The 15,891-nt window shown below is 70.6% G+C and carries 13 protein-coding genes and 1 riboswitch; of the genes, 7 read left to right on the top strand and 6 right to left on the bottom strand.

Annotated features, from left to right (window positions below; translation table 11 throughout):
- Positions 1-1,400: DUF5691 domain-containing protein (locus STRTUCAR8_RS43235; protein WP_006382773.1), on the top strand; the 1,400-nt coding region annotated here is incomplete at its 5' end.
- Between the two features lie 31 nt (positions 1,401-1,431).
- Here STRTUCAR8_RS43235 and STRTUCAR8_RS43230 read toward each other — a convergent pair.
- The gene (locus STRTUCAR8_RS43230; protein WP_006382771.1) at positions 1,432-1,848 is read right to left on the bottom strand and encodes a coenzyme B12-dependent isobutyryl CoA mutase small subunit; all 417 of its coding nucleotides are present in this window, start codon (positions 1,846-1,848) and stop codon (positions 1,432-1,434) included.
- Positions 1,849-2,261: 413 nt separating this feature from the next.
- Between STRTUCAR8_RS43230 and STRTUCAR8_RS43225 the strand changes: the two genes are divergently transcribed.
- Together STRTUCAR8_RS43225 and STRTUCAR8_RS43220 are read left to right on the top strand one after the other, a co-directional pair.
- Positions 2,262-3,152, top strand: a complete 891-nt coding sequence (locus STRTUCAR8_RS43225; protein WP_006382748.1) for an esterase/lipase family protein — start codon at positions 2,262-2,264, stop codon at positions 3,150-3,152.
- Between the two features lie 231 nt (positions 3,153-3,383).
- The gene (locus tag STRTUCAR8_RS43220) at positions 3,384-4,949 is read left to right on the top strand and encodes a M23 family metallopeptidase (protein WP_100247781.1); all 1,566 of its coding nucleotides are present in this window, start codon (positions 3,384-3,386) and stop codon (positions 4,947-4,949) included.
- A gap of 82 nt (positions 4,950-5,031) precedes the next feature.
- Here STRTUCAR8_RS43220 and pcrA read toward each other — a convergent pair whose 3' ends face one another.
- Complete coding sequence (gene pcrA, locus STRTUCAR8_RS43215; RefSeq protein WP_006382752.1) at positions 5,032-7,566, bottom strand: DNA helicase PcrA; 2,535 nt, start codon at positions 7,564-7,566, stop codon at positions 5,032-5,034.
- 287 nt (positions 7,567-7,853) lie between these two features.
- Positions 7,854-8,028: riboswitch (cyclic di-AMP (ydaO/yuaA leader) on the top strand.
- A gap of 8 nt (positions 8,029-8,036) precedes the next feature.
- On the opposite strand from pcrA, the gene STRTUCAR8_RS43210 reads away from it, so the two are divergent.
- The gene (locus STRTUCAR8_RS43210; RefSeq protein ID WP_006382762.1) at positions 8,037-9,239 is read left to right on the top strand and encodes a C40 family peptidase; all 1,203 of its coding nucleotides are present in this window, start codon (positions 8,037-8,039) and stop codon (positions 9,237-9,239) included.
- Positions 9,240-9,267: 28 nt separating this feature from the next.
- Here the strand turns inward: STRTUCAR8_RS43210 and STRTUCAR8_RS43205 are convergent, their stop codons facing one another.
- On the bottom strand, positions 9,268-9,621 hold the full coding sequence (locus STRTUCAR8_RS43205; RefSeq protein ID WP_006382776.1) for a hypothetical protein: 354 nt from the start codon (positions 9,619-9,621) through the stop codon (positions 9,268-9,270).
- Between the two features lie 495 nt (positions 9,622-10,116).
- Here STRTUCAR8_RS43205 and STRTUCAR8_RS43200 point away from each other — a divergent pair, with 495 nt between their 5' ends.
- A complete protein-coding gene (locus STRTUCAR8_RS43200) occupies positions 10,117-11,232 on the top strand; it encodes a C40 family peptidase (protein WP_006382753.1) in 1,116 nt (371 codons plus the stop codon).
- A gap of 34 nt (positions 11,233-11,266) precedes the next feature.
- Here the strand turns inward: STRTUCAR8_RS43200 and STRTUCAR8_RS43195 are convergent, their stop codons facing one another.
- Positions 11,267-12,112 (bottom strand): LuxR C-terminal-related transcriptional regulator, encoded by an 846-nt coding sequence (locus STRTUCAR8_RS43195; protein ID WP_006382772.1) that lies wholly within the window; start codon positions 12,110-12,112, stop codon positions 11,267-11,269.
- Entirely contained in the window at positions 12,109-13,437 is a 1,329-nt protein-coding gene (locus STRTUCAR8_RS43190; RefSeq protein ID WP_006382778.1) for an ATP-binding protein, read from the bottom strand. The genes STRTUCAR8_RS43195 and STRTUCAR8_RS43190 overlap by 4 nt, the downstream gene beginning before the upstream one ends.
- A gap of 143 nt (positions 13,438-13,580) precedes the next feature.
- Here STRTUCAR8_RS43190 and STRTUCAR8_RS43185 point away from each other — a divergent pair, with 143 nt between their 5' ends.
- On the top strand, positions 13,581-15,008 hold the full coding sequence (locus tag STRTUCAR8_RS43185; RefSeq protein ID WP_044473887.1) for a PspC domain-containing protein: 1,428 nt from the start codon (positions 13,581-13,583) through the stop codon (positions 15,006-15,008).
- Entirely contained in the window at positions 14,995-15,249 is a 255-nt protein-coding gene (locus STRTUCAR8_RS43180; protein WP_006382757.1) for a hypothetical protein, read from the top strand. Before STRTUCAR8_RS43185 ends, STRTUCAR8_RS43180 begins: the two co-directional genes overlap by 14 nt.
- Positions 15,250-15,338: 89 nt before the next feature.
- On the opposite strand, the gene STRTUCAR8_RS43175 is transcribed toward STRTUCAR8_RS43180, so the two are convergent.
- Complete coding sequence (locus STRTUCAR8_RS43175) at positions 15,339-15,869, bottom strand: DoxX family membrane protein (RefSeq protein WP_006382779.1); 531 nt, start codon at positions 15,867-15,869, stop codon at positions 15,339-15,341.
- Positions 15,870-15,891 lie beyond the last annotated feature (22 nt).

The following is a 15,891-nucleotide window of genomic DNA, read 5'->3' as shown; positions in this document are numbered from 1 at the left end:
CTCCTGGCGGCAGCGGTCGCCGGGGCGCGGCACCGGATCTGATGGAGCTGCTGCCCCAATGGCTCGCTGCGGCGAACACACATGGCTACGCGGCCCCTCCCCAGACGCTGCCCGCACTGCTCGACGCAGCCAGGGGGCGTACGGATCTGCGCCCGGCGGCGTTGGCGTTCGCGGGTCCGCGCGCGCTGTGGCTCGCCCGGCTGAACACGGACTGGCGGTTCGCCCTGCGCTCGACCCCGGGCGGGGGCACGGCCCTGCCCGGGGTCGAGGAGTCGGACCGGATCCGGCGACTGTGGCAGGAGGGCCTGTTCGCCGAACGCGTCTCCCTCCTCGCGGCGATTCGCGCACGAGAGCCCGCCGCCGCACGGGAGTTGCTGGAGACCACCTGGTCGACGGAGCGCGCCGAGGACCGGCTGATGTTCCTCGACTCGCTCCGCATGGGACTGCACGCCGAGGACGAGCCCTTCCTGGAGCGCGCGTTGGCCGACCGCAGCCGCAACGTCCGCGCGACAGCGGCCGAGTTGCTGTCCGCCCTCCCTGATTCGGCGCTCGCCGCCCGGATGGCGGTCCGGGCGGGTGCGTGTGTCGCGCTCGACCACACGAACAGCGCGGACAGCGCGGACAGCGCGGACAGCGGCGGTGACGACACGAGAGGCGGGCCCGCGCTCGTCGTCGAGGCACCGCACGAGTGCGACGCGGGAATGGAGCGCGACGGTGTCGTGGCCAAGGCCCCGGCCGGTCGGGGCGAACGGTCGTGGTGGCTCGGCCAGTTGGTGGAGGCAACCCCGCTCGGCTCCTGGTCGGCGCGGCTCGGCGGACGTACGCCGGAGGAGATCGTGGCGCTGCCGGTGACCGACGACTGGCAGGGTGAGCTGCACGCCGCGTGGTGCCGGGCGGCGGTGCGGCAGCGGGACGCCGACTGGTCCCGGGCGCTGCTCGGCAGGCCCTCGACACCCGAGGCGGGCGGGCCCGGAGCGGTGTCCCTGGCGGAACGGGCCAAGCTGCTCGCCACGCTGGACTCCGCCGAACGGGCCGAGTGGGTCGCGGGGTTCATCGCGACGCACGGGCTGTCCGAGGCCTTCCAACTGCTCGGGGTGTGCGCGGTGCCGTGGGCTCCGTCGCTCGGGCGGGCAGTGGTCGACGCGCTCAATATCGCGCGGGACGCGGGAAGTTACCCATGGAGCTTCAGCGGAGTGATGGGGCTGGCGGAACGCTGCCTGGACCCCTCCGAGGCCGGCCGCCTCGACGGCCTGCTGGCGATCCCGGACGAAGGGGAGGACGCGTCACCGGGCGCGGGAAGCTACTGGGCGGAGGCATTCCAGCGCCTGGTGGGCACACTGCGCCTCCGCGCGGCGATGGCGGAGGAACTGGCGACGGGCGGGGCGGTGGGCGAAGCGTGACCCGCGACCGAGAGCAACCCGCACCCCGGCCCTACGCTCCCGCCGACTCCCGTACGTTCGCCCGTAGCCACTCCACGACCGATGCGCTGGTCGCCTCCGGCGTGAAGATCTCCGCGATTCCCTTCTCCTTCAGCGCGGCGATGTCCGCCTCGGGGATGCTCCCGCCGCCGAAGACCCTGATGTCGGCCGCGTCGTGCTTGCGCAGAAGGTCGATCACGGCCGGGAGGAGGGTGTTGTGGGCGCCGGAGAGGACGGAGAGCCCGATCGCGTCGGCGTCCTCCTGGATCGCGGTGCCGACGATGTGCTCGGGCGTCTGGTGGAGGCCCGTGTAGATGACCTCCATACCGGCGTCACGCAGCGCCCGCGCGAGCACCTCGTCCCCGCGGTCGTCGCCGTCGGGCCCCGGCTTCGCCACCACCACGCGGATCGGACCGGCTGCCGCACCCATCGCTGCCTCCCTGAAGTGACCGAACGTCAGGTCAAGCATCCCCCAACCGGCAGTTTCACGACCGGTGCCGAGGGGGAAATCACACGGTGGGACACGTTCGCCGCGCACCGGTGGGACCGGCGCAAGGGGAGCCGCATCGAGGTCGTCGCACCACCGCGTCGCGAGCCACGCGCCGGGGCGGGCAAGGCGGGGCGGTGTGTCGGAGATGGCAACGAAGGGCAGCAGGGCACGACAGCGGGGAGCTTCGTCGCCGTACGGCAAGGAGCTTCAGCACCCCCTTGGCGTCCCACCCGCCGCACGCCCCACTCGCGCACCACCGCCGACGCCACCACCACCGGCCGTCCTCGTCGCGACCCCCACTTAGGGCACACGGGGGCCGGAGAAGTCCTCCGCGTGCCGACAGGAGGTCGGCCATGAAGGTCACATGGGCAGCACTGCCCCTGCTTCCGCTCTGCCAGCGCGTTCTGCCGAGCAGACTGACGGGTCTCTCCGCCGCCCTCCTCAAAGCGACGGCCCTGGAGCTGGCGATCCTGGCGGGACACCTGCTCCTCTATCCGTCGGGCATCGCCCAGGAACGCCGGGCCGCGGCCATCCCGGACCCCGTCGAGCTCCCCGAAACCGTCACCGCGCACCTGCCGGCGGAGCCGAAACCCCCGGTCGTCCTCCTCCACGGTTTCATCGACAACCGCTCCGTCTTCGTCCTGCTGCGCCGGTCCCTGGCCCAGCACGGCCGCCAGCAGATCGAGTCGCTCAACTACTCACCGCTGACCTGCGACATCCGCACCGCGGCGGAGCTGCTCGGTCGGCACATAGAGGAGACATGCCGGCGCACGGGCCAGCCACGGGTGGACATCGTCGGGCACAGCCTGGGCGGCCTGATCGCGCGCTACTACGTGCAGCGCCTCGGCGGTGATCTCCGCGTCCGTACGCTCGTCACCCTCGGGACCCCGCACTCCGGCACCCGCGTCGTTCCGCTGGCGGACGCGCATCCGATCGTCCGGCAGATGCGTCCCGGTTCGGATGTCATCGAGGAGCTGCGCCTGCCCGCACCCGACTGCCGTACGCGCTTCGTCAGCTTCTGGAGCGATCTGGACCACCTGATGGACCCGCCGGAGACGGCCTGCGTCGACCACCCGGACCTGTCCGCGCAGAACGTGCAGGTCACCGGCGTAGGTCACCTCGCCCTGCCCGTGCACCCGGCCGTCGCGACCGGGATACGGCAGGCCCTGGACCAGAGCGACGACATCCTCTCCGCCGGAGCACGGTCCGACCGGGCACGAACCGGTGGACTGACCGTGGCGTAGGACCCGCCCAAAACGCCTGCCACAGGCGGCTCATGAGCGCCGAGCGGCCCGCAAAATTCGAACAATCTTCGAACGCCAGGCCAAACCCGTGCCCGCAGTCCCCCGAAACACGGCCGATTGCCCGTTTCCCTCAGGCACGAAACCTGCAGAAGATTGTCGCGCCCGCATACCGCCGGGTACAGTCGCCGCACTGCTCTGCCAGCCCCTGTTGTCGAGGCGAAAGAGAAGTTGGTGAACGAACGTCACCCGTCGGGAGCGATGACCGCCCCGGCTCCGGCTTCCGATGCCGCGACGGCTCAGTACGCGTCGTACGGCACAGAGGAAGTCCCTTTTGGTGACTTCACCACGTACGACCCCACCTTCGCCAACGGTTTGGACGCGGACTTGGGCACGGGTACCACCACGGGAAATTTCGAAACCGACCCGCTCTTCGGCAATATGCCGGGCGGCGACACCGGTTCCTACGACAACTCCCAGTGGTCCACCGGCAGTCACCACACTTTGAACTACGACGCGTACGCGGCCCAGCACCACGCCGCCTACGACACCGGGGCGTACGACACCACCACCTGGGCGCCCGGCTACCAGCAACTCGCCGACATCCCCGCGCAGTCACCGCCCCCGGGCAGCGAGACCAACGGCTGGGGGTCCCCCCTCTGGGAGCAGGACGCCGGCAGCTGGACCCAGCCCGAGCAGACCGGCACGGCCGACCAGACCCAGCAGTGGGAATGGGGCACGCAGGTCTCCGACACCGGTGTGTACGACGCCACGCAGTGGAACTCGGACAGCGGCCCGGACAGCGCGTCCGCCCCGTCCGCCGAGTACGACCACGAGCACGAGTACGACCAGCGGGCCACCGCGATGTTCGAGCAGATCACGGACCTGGCGGACGTACCGGAGTACGACCTGCACGGGCTCGCCCACGACGAGTCGGACCTCGTCACCGACGGCGAACTCCCCGCCGAGGCCCCGCTGCTCGACGGTCAGGAAGAGCTCGCCCCGGGCATCGTGCCCGGCGCCGGCCGCGCGGCGTCCCGTACGGCGGCGCGCAACGCGGGCCGGTCCCGGCGGCGCACCCCGGCCAAACGTTCCGCTCTGCTGACCATCGCCGTCCCGTCCGCCTGTGTGATGGGGGTCGCCGGTATCGCCGCCGCCTCCGTGGGCGGGCTGAACGGTGACGAGGCGCAGAACACGACGGCGTCGGCGCCCGACGGCGTCGCCGTGAAGCCGTCCACCGCGAACAACAAGCTGGACTCCCAGCTGGAGAGCCTCTCCGCGGGCGCCGACGACTTCGCCGACCGGGCCAGCCGGACGCAGGAACGTATCGACCTCAAGGCCCAGCAACTCGCCGACAAGAAGGCAGCGGCGGCGGAGGCGGCCCGCAAGGAGCGACTGCGCCCCAAGTACGCCCTTCCGGTCGCGCAGCGCGGCCTCAGCGCCTACTTCGGCCAGGCCGGCATCAACTGGATGTCCGTGCACACCGGCATCGACTTCCCGGTCTCGTACGGCACGACGGTGATGGCCGCGACCGACGGCACCGTCCGGACCCAGTGGAACAGTGCTTACGGCAACATGCTGATCCTGACCGACAAGGACGGCACGGAGACCTGGTACTGCCACCTCTCCAGCTACCAGGTCGCGTCCGGTACGACGGTCAAGGCCGGCGAGCCCATCGCGTACTCCGGGAACTCCGGCAACTCGACCGGACCGCACCTGCACTTCGAGGTTCGGCCCGCCGGCGGCTCGGCGATCGACCCGCTCCCGTGGCTGCGCAGCCACGGCCTCGACCCGACGTAGTCACGTCCGGTTCAGGTTCCCGCACCCCTTCACCTGTGTCACCGGCGTGACCCGGGCATCTCGACGATGCCCGGGCGTCCGGTCAGAGCTTCTCCACCGGCGCGTACCGCAGCAGCAGCCGCTTCGGCTTGTCCTCGCCGAAGTCGACGGTCGCCTCGGCGTTCGAGCCGGTGCCCTTCACGCCCACCACGGTTCCCAGACCGAACTGGTCGTGCGTGACCCTGTCCCCGACGGCCAGCGCGACCACCGGCTTCTCGACTCCGCCCCGGCGCGTGGCGAAACCCGACGCGCCCGAGGCCGCGGTGCGCGAGCGCGAGGACGACAGCGAGGACGCCACCCCGGAGACCGGGCCGGAGGAGGTCGCCGAAGCCATCGCGCCCGTGCGCTTCCATTCCAGATGGGCGGCCGGGATCTCCTCCAGGAAACGCGAGGGCGGGTTGTACGACGGCTGACCCCAGGCGCTGCGCAGCGACGACCGCGTCAGATACAGGCGTTCACGCGCGCGCGTGATGCCGACGTACGCGAGCCGTCGCTCCTCCTCCAGTTCCTTGGCCTGGCCGAGAGCACGCATGTGCGGGAAGACGCCGTCCTCCATGCCGGTCAGGAACACCACGGGAAACTCAAGGCCCTTGGCGGTGTGCAGGGTCATCAGCGTGATGACGCCCGAGCCGTCGTCGTCCTCGTCGGGGATCTGGTCGGAGTCGGCGACCAGGGCGACCCGCTCCAGGAACGCGGCGAGCCCGGGCGGGGCGGCCGCCTCACCCTCGGCGGGCCCATCGGCCTCCCCCGCCTCGGCGGCCGCCCCCGACTCCTGCTCGAACTCCAGGGCCACCGCGGCGAGTTCCTGGAGGTTCTCGATCCGGGTCTCGTCCTGCGGGTCGGTCGACGCCTGCAACTCGGCGAGATAGCCCGTGCGTTCGAGGACCGCTTCGAGGACGGTCGCCGGGCCGGCGCCCGACTCCACGATCGTCCTCAGGTCCTCCATCAGCGTGTTGAACCGCTTGACGGCGTTGGTCGAGCGGGAGGCCATCCCGTACGCCTCGTCCACCCGCTTCAGCGCCTGCGGGAAGCTGATCTTCTCGCGCTGGGACAGCGCGTCGATCATCGCCTCCGCGCGGTCGCCGATGCCGCGCTTGGGCACGTTGAGGATGCGGCGCAGCGGCACCGAGTCCTCGGGGTTGGCGAGGACGCGCAGGTAGGCCAGGACGTCCCGGACCTCCTTGCGCTCGTAGAAGCGGACACCGCCGACGACCTTGTACGGCAGGCCGACGCGGATGAAGATCTCCTCGAAGACACGCGACTGGGCGTTCGTCCGGTAGAAGACGGCGACGTCACCCGCCTTCGCGTCGCCCGCGTCCGTCAGCCGGTCTATCTCCTCGGCGACGAACTGCGCCTCGTCGTGCTCAGTGTCGGCGACATAGCCGGTGATGCGCGCGCCCGCGCCCGCGTTGGTCCACAGGTTCTTGGGGCGGCGGGACTCGTTGCGCTCGATGACCGCGTTGGCGGCGCTCAGGATCGTCTGCGTGGAACGGTAGTTCTGTTCGAGCATGATCGTCGTCGCGTCCGCGTAGTCCTCCTCGAACTGGAGGATGTTGCGGATCGTCGCGCCCCGGAAGGCGTAGATCGACTGGTCGGCGTCTCCCACGACGCACAGCTCGGCGGGAGGCAGATCGTGCTCACTGGGCGGTACGTCGACCGGGTGCTCGGACGTTCCGACGAGTTCCCGTACGAGGGCGTACTGGGCGTGGTTGGTGTCCTGGTACTCGTCGACGAGGACGTGCCGGAAGCGGCGGCGGTAGTGCTCGGCGACGTCCGGGAAGGCGCGCAGCAGGTTGACCGTCGTCATGATCAGGTCGTCGAAGTCGAGCGCGTTGGCCTCACGCAGCCGCGACTGGTACATCGCGTACGCCTGGGCGAGGGTCTTCTCGAAACCGTCGCTCGCCTGGGCGGCGAAGTCCTCCTCGTCGATCAGCTCGTTCTTCAGGTTGGAGATCTTCGCGCTGAAGGACTTGGGCGGGAAGCGCTTGGGGTCCAGGTCCAGATCGCGGCAGACCAGCGCCATCAGCCGCTTGCTGTCGGCGGCGTCGTAGATCGAGAAGGATGAGGTGAAGCCGAGCCTCTTGCTCTCCCGCCGCAGAATCCGTACGCACGCGCTGTGGAAGGTCATCACCCACATCGCGTTCGCGCGCGGGCCGACGAGCTGCTCGACGCGTTCCTTCATCTCCCCGGCGGCCTTGTTGGTGAAGGTGATCGCGAGGATCTGGCCGGGATGGACACTCCGCTCGCCGAGCAGATACGCGATGCGGTGCGTGAGCACACGTGTCTTGCCGGAGCCGGCGCCCGCCACGATGAGCAGGGGGGTGTCGGCGTGCACGACGGCCGCGCGCTGGTTCTCGTTCAGCCCGTCCAGGAGCGCGGCCGGGTCCACCACGGGGCGCGGGGCGCCGTCGCGGTAGTACGCGTCCCGGTCCGGCGGCGCGTCGAACTTCCCGCCGAACAGGTCGTCCGGAACGGTCTCCGGAACATGCTCGTCCTCGGGCGGTGGCGGGGGCTCCTCCGCGTGGGCCCGAGGGCCCTGGAGGTCCGCCAGGAAGCTGTCGTCAAAGAGGCTGCTCATCGCTCTCCGAGTCTAGGCGCCCCCACTGACAACCCGCCGCCACCCCGAAAACATCCGCCGAACACAGCCGGCCCGAAGCTCCTGCCGCCACTCGACCGCCCGACCGAACTACATACAACATGCTAATTAATCTCATATCACCCTGAATCGAATTCACAGAGCGATGTTTAGGGCCGAGGTCACAAAAACGTATCGGGCATAGCGGTCATCAACCTTCACAGGAGCCACACCTGTTGGTTAGCGTGCCGTAAGGCCGCTCGATCTCCACCGGCGAACATCGCCGGGCCGCGCGGCCTCCGCCGAGTCCGATCGTGCCGCCCTGTGCGGCAGGAGCCGGGGACCCACCGAGAACTTGGGGTGAATCGGTCCGACTGCCGTCCAGGGCAAGGACCGTAGGGCAACCCTTCCGAACCACCCGCCCGAACCCGACAGCTAACCCGGTAGGCGGAACGTGGAAGGAGTCGCCTCCCTTGGCGTCGTCGCACCGCAAGTCGCGTCCTACGGGAACGCGCGTAGCAGGCATACGGACCCCGGCCTTCGCCACGGCGGCCCTGACCGCTTCCGTCGCCCTGCTGACCCAGACCGCCAACGCCGCGCCCACGGAGCCCACCACTCCCCCGGCGCCCTCGGCCGACGACAAGCCGAGCGTGGAGGAGGTCGAGGCGGAGGTCGATGACCTCTACCACAAGGCCGAGTCGGCCGCCGACGTGTACAACGCCGCCAAGGAGCGGGCCGCCAGGCAGCAGGGTCGCGTCGACACCTTGATGGACGACGTGGCCCGGCGCACCCAGAAGCTCAACGACGCGCGCGAGGAGCTGGGTTCCTTCGCCGCGGCCCAGTACCGCACGGGATCCGTCGCCCCCGACACAGCGACGTTCCTGCTCGCGGACGACCCGCAGGACTACTTCGACCAGAACCAGCTGATGGACCGTATGACCGCCCGCCAGAAGGACACGGTCGACGAGTACATCACCCAGCAGGCCGAGACGACGCGGAAGCGCCAGGAGGCCGCCGCGAGTCTCGACGCGCTCACGGAGTCCCAGGACGAGCTGCAGACGACCAAGACGGCCGTGCAGACGAAGCTGGTGGAGGCCCGCCGGCTGCTCTCCCGTCTCACCGCCGAGGAGAAGCTGCGGCTCGCGGCGATCGAACGCGAGAAGCAGGCCGACGCCCGCCGCCAGGCGGAGGAACTCGCCCGGCAGCAGCAGGCCGCGGAGCAGCAGCGTCAGCAGGACGCGGCAGCGGCGGCGCAGCAGTCGCCGGGCACCGCCTCCTCGGACACCCCCACGCCCGCGGTCCCCGACTCCTCGTACGCCGGCAAGGCGGAGAAAGCCCTCGCCTTCGCACGCGCACAGGTCGGCAAGCCGTATGTCTGGGGTGCGACAGGACCAGATTCATACGACTGTTCGAGCCTTACTCAGGCCGCCTGGCGCGCCGCCGGCGTCAGCCTTCCGCGCACCACCTACGACCAGGTGAACGCGGGCACAACCGTCCCCCTCTCCGACATCCAGCCCGGTGACCTGGTCTTCTTCTACGAAGGCATCAGCCATGTCGGCCTGTACATCGGCAACGGAATGATGATCCACGCACCGAAGCCGGGTGCGTACGTCCGCGAGGAATCGATCTTCTACGACGGTGAGTCGGCGATCCACAGCGTGGTGCGCCCGGCCTGACGCACAGCCGACGGGGGAGGTCGGTGGGTCAGGTCCAGAGCACGGCGATGAAGATGTTCGCCGTGGTGAACAGACCCACCAGGCCGAACAGACGCTTGTCCACGGTCTCGTCGTCCCGCTTCACATAGACGAGGCCGAGGATCACGATCAGCAGGGCCAGCTTCACGCCGATCTTGACGTTGTTGACCGGCTGGTCGTCGGCCTGGTTGAGGCCCACCAGGGCGACCCCCGTGACCAGCATGGTGAACGCGCCGTGCAGCATCGCCGGCACGAAGCGGGCCGTGCCCTGCCCCATCGCCTTCAGCTGGGTGAGAAACCCGCCCAGGAGGGAGGCGATGCCGATGATGTGCAGGCCGACACAGAGATGGATGAGTACGTCCATGGGCCGGAGCCTAGCCAGAGGCGCACGCGCCGTATGACACCGGGCCGGGCGTACGGGGTTCGTGAGGTGTCCGCCCGAGGTGTCCGCCAGGCGCCCTGTGGTTGAAGGCACCTCGCATATATGCACCCCATAGCACCCTGTAACCGCCACGCGCCCCGTGAATCGCCGCATCGGTCAGCCCTCTGCGCGAGTCGGCGACGCCGGAAGGGGATCACGGTCGCATGCGGTCACCCGACGGTCGGCTGAGACCAGTTCCGTACATGCCGTTACCCCACCACACCCTCAGGTTTAGCGTCCTCCACCAGGTGACCGGCTCCCCACCGCCGCCCGGGCCAGGGGCGGCAGTCGGACACCACCGCCGAGAAAGTCCGGCGGCGGACCGCTCCCCCTGTGCGAGCCGTCGCCGGACGCGCAACCGCCCTCCTGGGTCCGCTTCCCAGGCAGCCTTCCGGCGGTCGTCGTGGTGGCGGTCGTACGAAAGGACGTGACGCCCCCGTGGCCGCGCACCGCAAGCCCCGACAGCGCTCACTCAACGGCAATACGGCCCGTACCGCCGCGACGATCGCCCTCGCGGGCGCGGCGACGGCGACCGGCTTCGACGGCATCGGACACGCCGAGCCACAGCTGACATCGGCGCAGGTCGAGGCCAAGGTGACCAGGCTGTACGAGGAGGCGGAGGTCGCCACGGAGAAGTACAACGGCGCGAAGGAGAAGGCCGAACGGGCGGAGCGGCGGCTGGGCACCCTGCGGGACGAGGCGGCACGCAAGGAGGAGCGGCTCAACTCGGCGCGGGAGGCGCTGGGCTCGATGGCCGCGGCGCAGTACCGGTCCGGTGGGCTAGACCCCGCGCTGCAGCTCGCCCTCTCCGACGACCCCGACGGCTATCTGGACGGCGCCGCGTTCGCCGAACGGGCGGGCACCAGACAGGCGTCGAACGTGGCCCGCGTACGCAAGCAGCTGCGGGAGATCGAGCAGCTGCGCGGGGCCGCCCACGTCGAGCTGGCCGCCCTCAAGTCCCGCCAGGCCGAGCTGAACCGCCACAAGAAGACCGTGACGGGAAAGCTGGGCGAGGCCCGCAGGCTGCTGTCCCGCCTCACCACGGAGGAACGCGCCCGGCTCGCGACGGAGGGCGGCAGCGGTGGCTGGGGGCACGCTTCACGGTCGTCGGGGAGCGCGCGGGAGGGCCTGGGGGCAGCAGGGGCGACCGGAGCCACCGGGACCCCCGGTGCGGCCGGGGCTTCCGGAGTGGCCGAGGCACCCAACTCCCGTGCGGCGGCGGCTGTCGCCTACGCCTATCAGAAGCTCGGCAGCCCCTACGTGTGGGGCGCCACCGGGCCGGACGCCTTCGACTGCTCGGGCCTCATCCAGGCCGCGTACCGCTCTGCGGGCATCTCCCTGCCCCGCACGACCTACGCCCAGATCAACGCCGGCCAGCGGGTCTCACCGTCCGAACTCCTCCCCGGCGACCTGGTGTTCTTCTACTCGGGCATCAGCCATGTGGGCATCTACGTGGGCAACGGCCAGATGATCCACGCCCCGAACCCGTCTGCGCCGGTACGGGTGGCACCTCTGGGCGAGATGCCGCTCGCGGGCGCCACGAGGGTGGTCTGAGACAACGTCGTCCTCTGGGAGCACCCCTCTCCCCCTAGACCAGGCGCCGTGCCGTGGCCCACCTCGTCAGCTCGTGCCGGTTCGACAACTGGAGCTTCCTGAGCACCGCCGACACATGCGACTCCACCGTCTTCACGGAGATGAAGAGCTGCTTGGCGATCTCCTTGTACGCATAGCCCCTGGCGATCAGCCGCAGTACCTCACGCTCGCGCTGGGTAAGGCGGTCGAGGTCCTCGTCCACCGGCGGGGCGTCCGTGGAGGCGAACGCGTCCAGGACGAACCCGGCGAGGCGCGGCGAGAACACCGCGTCGCCGTCCTGGACGCGGAAGACGGAGTCGACGAGGTCGGTGCCGGTGATCGTCTTCGTCACGTAGCCACGCGCGCCGCCGCGGATCACACCGATGACGTCCTCGGCGGCGTCCGAGACGGACAGTGCCAGAAAGCGCACCGGCTGGGTGGCGTCGCCCATCAACGGCGCACAGCGGCGCAGGACTTCGACACCGCCCCCGCCCGGCAGATGGACGTCGAGGAGGACCACCTCGGGCCGGGTGGCGGTGATGACCGTGACCGCCTGGTCGACGTCGGCGGCCTCGCCGACCACCTCGACGCCGGTGCGCTCGGTCTCCCCGATCTCGGCCTGGACACCCGTACGGAACATCCGGTGGTCGTCGACGAGCACCACACGCACCCGCCGGCCGCCCGTGTCACCGCTGCCGCTGCCGTCGGCGGCGGCAGCGGCAGCGGACCGGCCTGCCGGTGCGTCCGGTACGGCTGGGGCGGATGCCGTCGGTCCGGCCGGTACGGCAGGTCCTGTCGGTTCGGCCGACTCCGCCGAACCGGCCGCCCCGGTCTGCCTGTTGTCCCCGTGCGCCTCGCTCATGACGTGTTCTCCGCCCTCTCCATCTCCAGCTCGACCTCCGTGCCGCCGCTCGGTACCGCGCGCAGCCGCGCCGTACCGCCGTGGCGCTCCATACGGCCGACGATCGATTCTCTGACGCCCATGCGGTCGGCGGGTATGGAGTCGAGGTCGAAGCCGGGTCCGCGGTCCCGGACGGACACGAAGACCGTCCTGCCCTCGACCTCGGCATAGACCTGCACCGCGCCGCCCTCGCCACCGTACTTGGCGGCGTTCACCATCGCTTCCCGCGCGGCCTGCATCTGTGCGCCGGTTCTGTCGTCGAGCGGGCAGTCACCGACGACCACGACCTCTATGGGGACGCCGTGCTTGTCCTCCACCTCGGCCGCGCTGCGCCGCACCGCCTCGGCGAGAGTGGCCGGCTCGTCGGCCTCGTCCTTTCCTGTGCCCTCCGGTTTGTAGAGCCAGTTGCGCAGTTCGCGTTCCTGGGCGCGGGCGAGGCGACGCACCTCGTTCGGGCTCTCCGCGTTGCGCTGGATCAGGGTCAGGGTGTGCAGCACCGAGTCGTGCACATGGGCGGCGACCTCCGCGCGCTCCTGCGCGCGAATGCGCATCAGTCGCTCCTCGGAGAGGTCCTGGGTCATCCGCACGAGATACGGACCGGCCAGCAGCGCTATCCCGACCAGCACCGCGAGCGCCGCCTGCAGAACCGAGCCGAGGTGGGCGGCGGAGCCCTGCAGGACGAAGACGCCGGACACTCCCGCCGTGACCAGCATGACGCCGGCCGCGGCCCGGACGAGGGTGAGGGTGCGCCGACGGCTGCCGACCTCCATCCAGCGGGCCCGCCGTGCGTTGTCCGCCTGGCGCCAGACCAGGGCGACGCCGGCGGCGACGAGCACCGTCGGGAACAGATAGGCCTTGGCACCGCCGCCGAGATTCACGTTGCCGACGAAGACCATCGCCACGACGACCATGAGGAGCAGGGCGACCATCTGCCCCTTGTCCGGCTTGCGGGCGACCAGTCTGCGGCGCCCGTCCGGCGAGGTCTCGGTGCTGACGAGGGACGGGGGCCGCTGCGCCTCCACGCCGCCGACCCCGAGCGGGACGAAGAACCAGAAGGCCGCGTACAGCAGCGCGCCGAGTCCGTCCGCCATGAACAGGCCGACGAACATGAGGCGCAGCCAGATCACGGGCAGCCCGAGATGCCCGGCGAGCCCCCGCGCCACGCCTCCGAGCCAGCGTCCGTCGCTGCTGCGGTAGAGCTTGCGCGGGGGCCGCGGTTCGACGAGTGGCAACGCTGCGGCTTCGGGCATGCCATCGATGTTCACACGCCCGGCGGGCCCGGGCATCAGGGTCCGCCCCCGAGACTCCCCTGATCTTCGAGCCCGGCTGCCGTCGAACGCTTCCCCCGCCCCGTCTCAGGGCCGATATCAGGGTTCGTCCAGGGTCATACCGGCTGCCGCCGGGCCGCCTCAAGCGCCACCATGGACTCATGACAGATCACGCACACGCCGCGACGGGTCCGGGACCCGGCTCCGGCCCACGCCCCGCCCAGGGCGCCGGGCCGCAGGATGCCGCGCCCGCCGCGGCGACCCCGCCCGCGGAGAAAGGGGAACCGCGCGCACCCGAGCACGCGGCAACGGACGATCAGCTGCCGGCCAGGTTCCGGCGCGACCGACGGCAGAAGATGCTGGGCGGAGTCTGCGCCGGGCTCGGGCGGACGTGCGACATGGACCCGGTGATCTTCCGGATCACGCTCGCGGTGCTCTCCGCGACCGGCGGCATCGGCCTCATCTTCTACGGCTTCGCCTGGTTGTTCGTGCCGTACGACGACGAGGAGGAGAACGAGGTCCGCAAGCTGCTCACCGGCCGTGTGGACGGCCAGGCACTGACGGCCGTGCTCTTCGCCCTGGTCGGCTGCGGGGTGTTCCTGACGATGCTGAAGAACGGCGGGGTGCTGTCCTTCGCCGTCATACTGTCCATTCTCCTCGCGGGCGCCGGCTACTGGTCGCGCAACCGCGGCGCCCCCGACCCCGACCCGCTGGCCGCCCAGGCCGTCGCCGACGCCCCACCGGAGGCCAAGGCGCCCCCGGCCCCCTCCGCCTACCCCTCCTGGTGGCGCGACCCCATCGTCAAGGACGGCACCCACGTCGGCGGTACGGGCTATCTGTGGGGCCCTCCCGACACCCGCGACCGTGACATCACGGCAGCGGTCAACATCACCTACGGCAACTACGGCGGATCGCATCCGGGCATACGGACCTCCTGGCCCAGCCAGCCGAAGCCGCGCGGCCCGCGCTGGATCGGCGGCTGGATCTTTCTGCTCGCCCTCCTCGCCGGCTTCCTCGGCACGGCCGCGAGATGGGACGACGGGGCACTCGCCACCAGCTTGCAGACCGGCCTGGCCTGCGCGCTCATCGTGTTCGGTGTCGGCATCGCGGTCAGCGCGTTCCTCGGCCGTACGGGAGCCGGCTCGATCTTCCTGGCGATCATCACGGCAGCTCTGCTGGCAGGCTCGGCCGCACTGCCCAAGGACGTCAGTTCCCACTGGGTGCGCACGGAGTGGACACCGGCCGCGGTGGCAGACGTACAGCCGAGGTACGACCTCGGTACGGGCGTCGCCACGCTGGACCTGACCGGGCTGCGCCTCGCCAAGGGGCAGACGGTGACGACCGCGGTCGAGGTGGGCGTGGGCAGGATCGAGGTGATCGTGCCGAAGGATGTGACGGTGGCGGCGGAGATCGAGGTCGGCATAGGTGACATCCAGTTGCCCGGCGAGGGGAAGCAGGACGTGGACGTGGCACCCGGCAAGCACAAGCAGGTCACGCTGTCGCCGGTCGGCGGGGGCGACGCCGGCACGGTCGACCTGGACCTCGGTGTAGGCGTGGGACAGGCGGAGGTGACCCGTGCCTCGTCATGAGTTCCAGCCCGGAAAGCTGATCGCCGGCCTCTTCGTCACCGTCGCCGGTATCACCTACCTGGGCGACGCGGGCGACGCCTGGGAGACACCCTGGTTCGCCGTGATCCCGCTCCTGGTGTTCGGCCTGGCCCTGGCAGGCGCGGTGGGCCTGCTGGCCGGGGCGGTACGCCGCCGCAGAACATCCCGCCACGCGGCGGCGCTCACCGAGAACAGCAGAACGGAGACGGCAGAACCTGGGTGAGGCTGCCGGAGATGCCCGACCGACCGGCCGCCCACCGCACCGGCGGTGGGCACCCGACCACGCGCACCGGCTCTCAGATCACCGCTGCGCTACCGATAGCCGCCGGACCGCTGCCGCCGTCGCGACCGCAGGGCGGCGTCGACGGAGAAGACGGACGCGCCGGCGAGGACCAGGGGAAGCCAGGCCATCAGATAGGGGAGGTCGTTGCCGTAGTAGTACGGGGTGGAGGCCCAGCTCACGGTCAGCCAGAGGCTGAGCGAGATCAGCGCTCCGCCGACCGCCGCCAGCCGGGCCAGCAGCCCCAGCAGCGTGCCGATACCGACGGCCAGCTCGCCGAAGGCGATGGCGTAACCGAAGCCGGCGGGGCTCTTGAGGGCGAGGTCCACCAGGGCCGGGATCGCGGAGGAGTCCCGGACGCTGCGCATCAGGTCACCGACAGAGCCTGATCCGGAGTCGGCGAAGAAGGAGCTGTCGGTGAGTTTGTCCAGGCCCGCGTAGATGAAGGTGACGCCGAGGAAGACGCGCAGAGGCAGCAGGGCGTAGCGGGTCGCGGTGTCCCGCCAGTCCCGGTCACCGTCGAGATAAGGGGAGTGCGTATCCGTCCGAGTGCTGTGAGTCATCGCCCTGAGCCGCCTCTCGCCT

Origin of the sequence: Streptomyces turgidiscabies Car8 (assembly GCF_000331005.1) — a bacterium.
Classification (GTDB): domain Bacteria; phylum Actinomycetota; class Actinomycetes; order Streptomycetales; family Streptomycetaceae; genus Streptomyces; species Streptomyces turgidiscabies.
The sequence above is the reverse complement of the archived record's forward strand: the minus strand, read 5'-3'. Positions and strand labels throughout refer to the sequence as shown.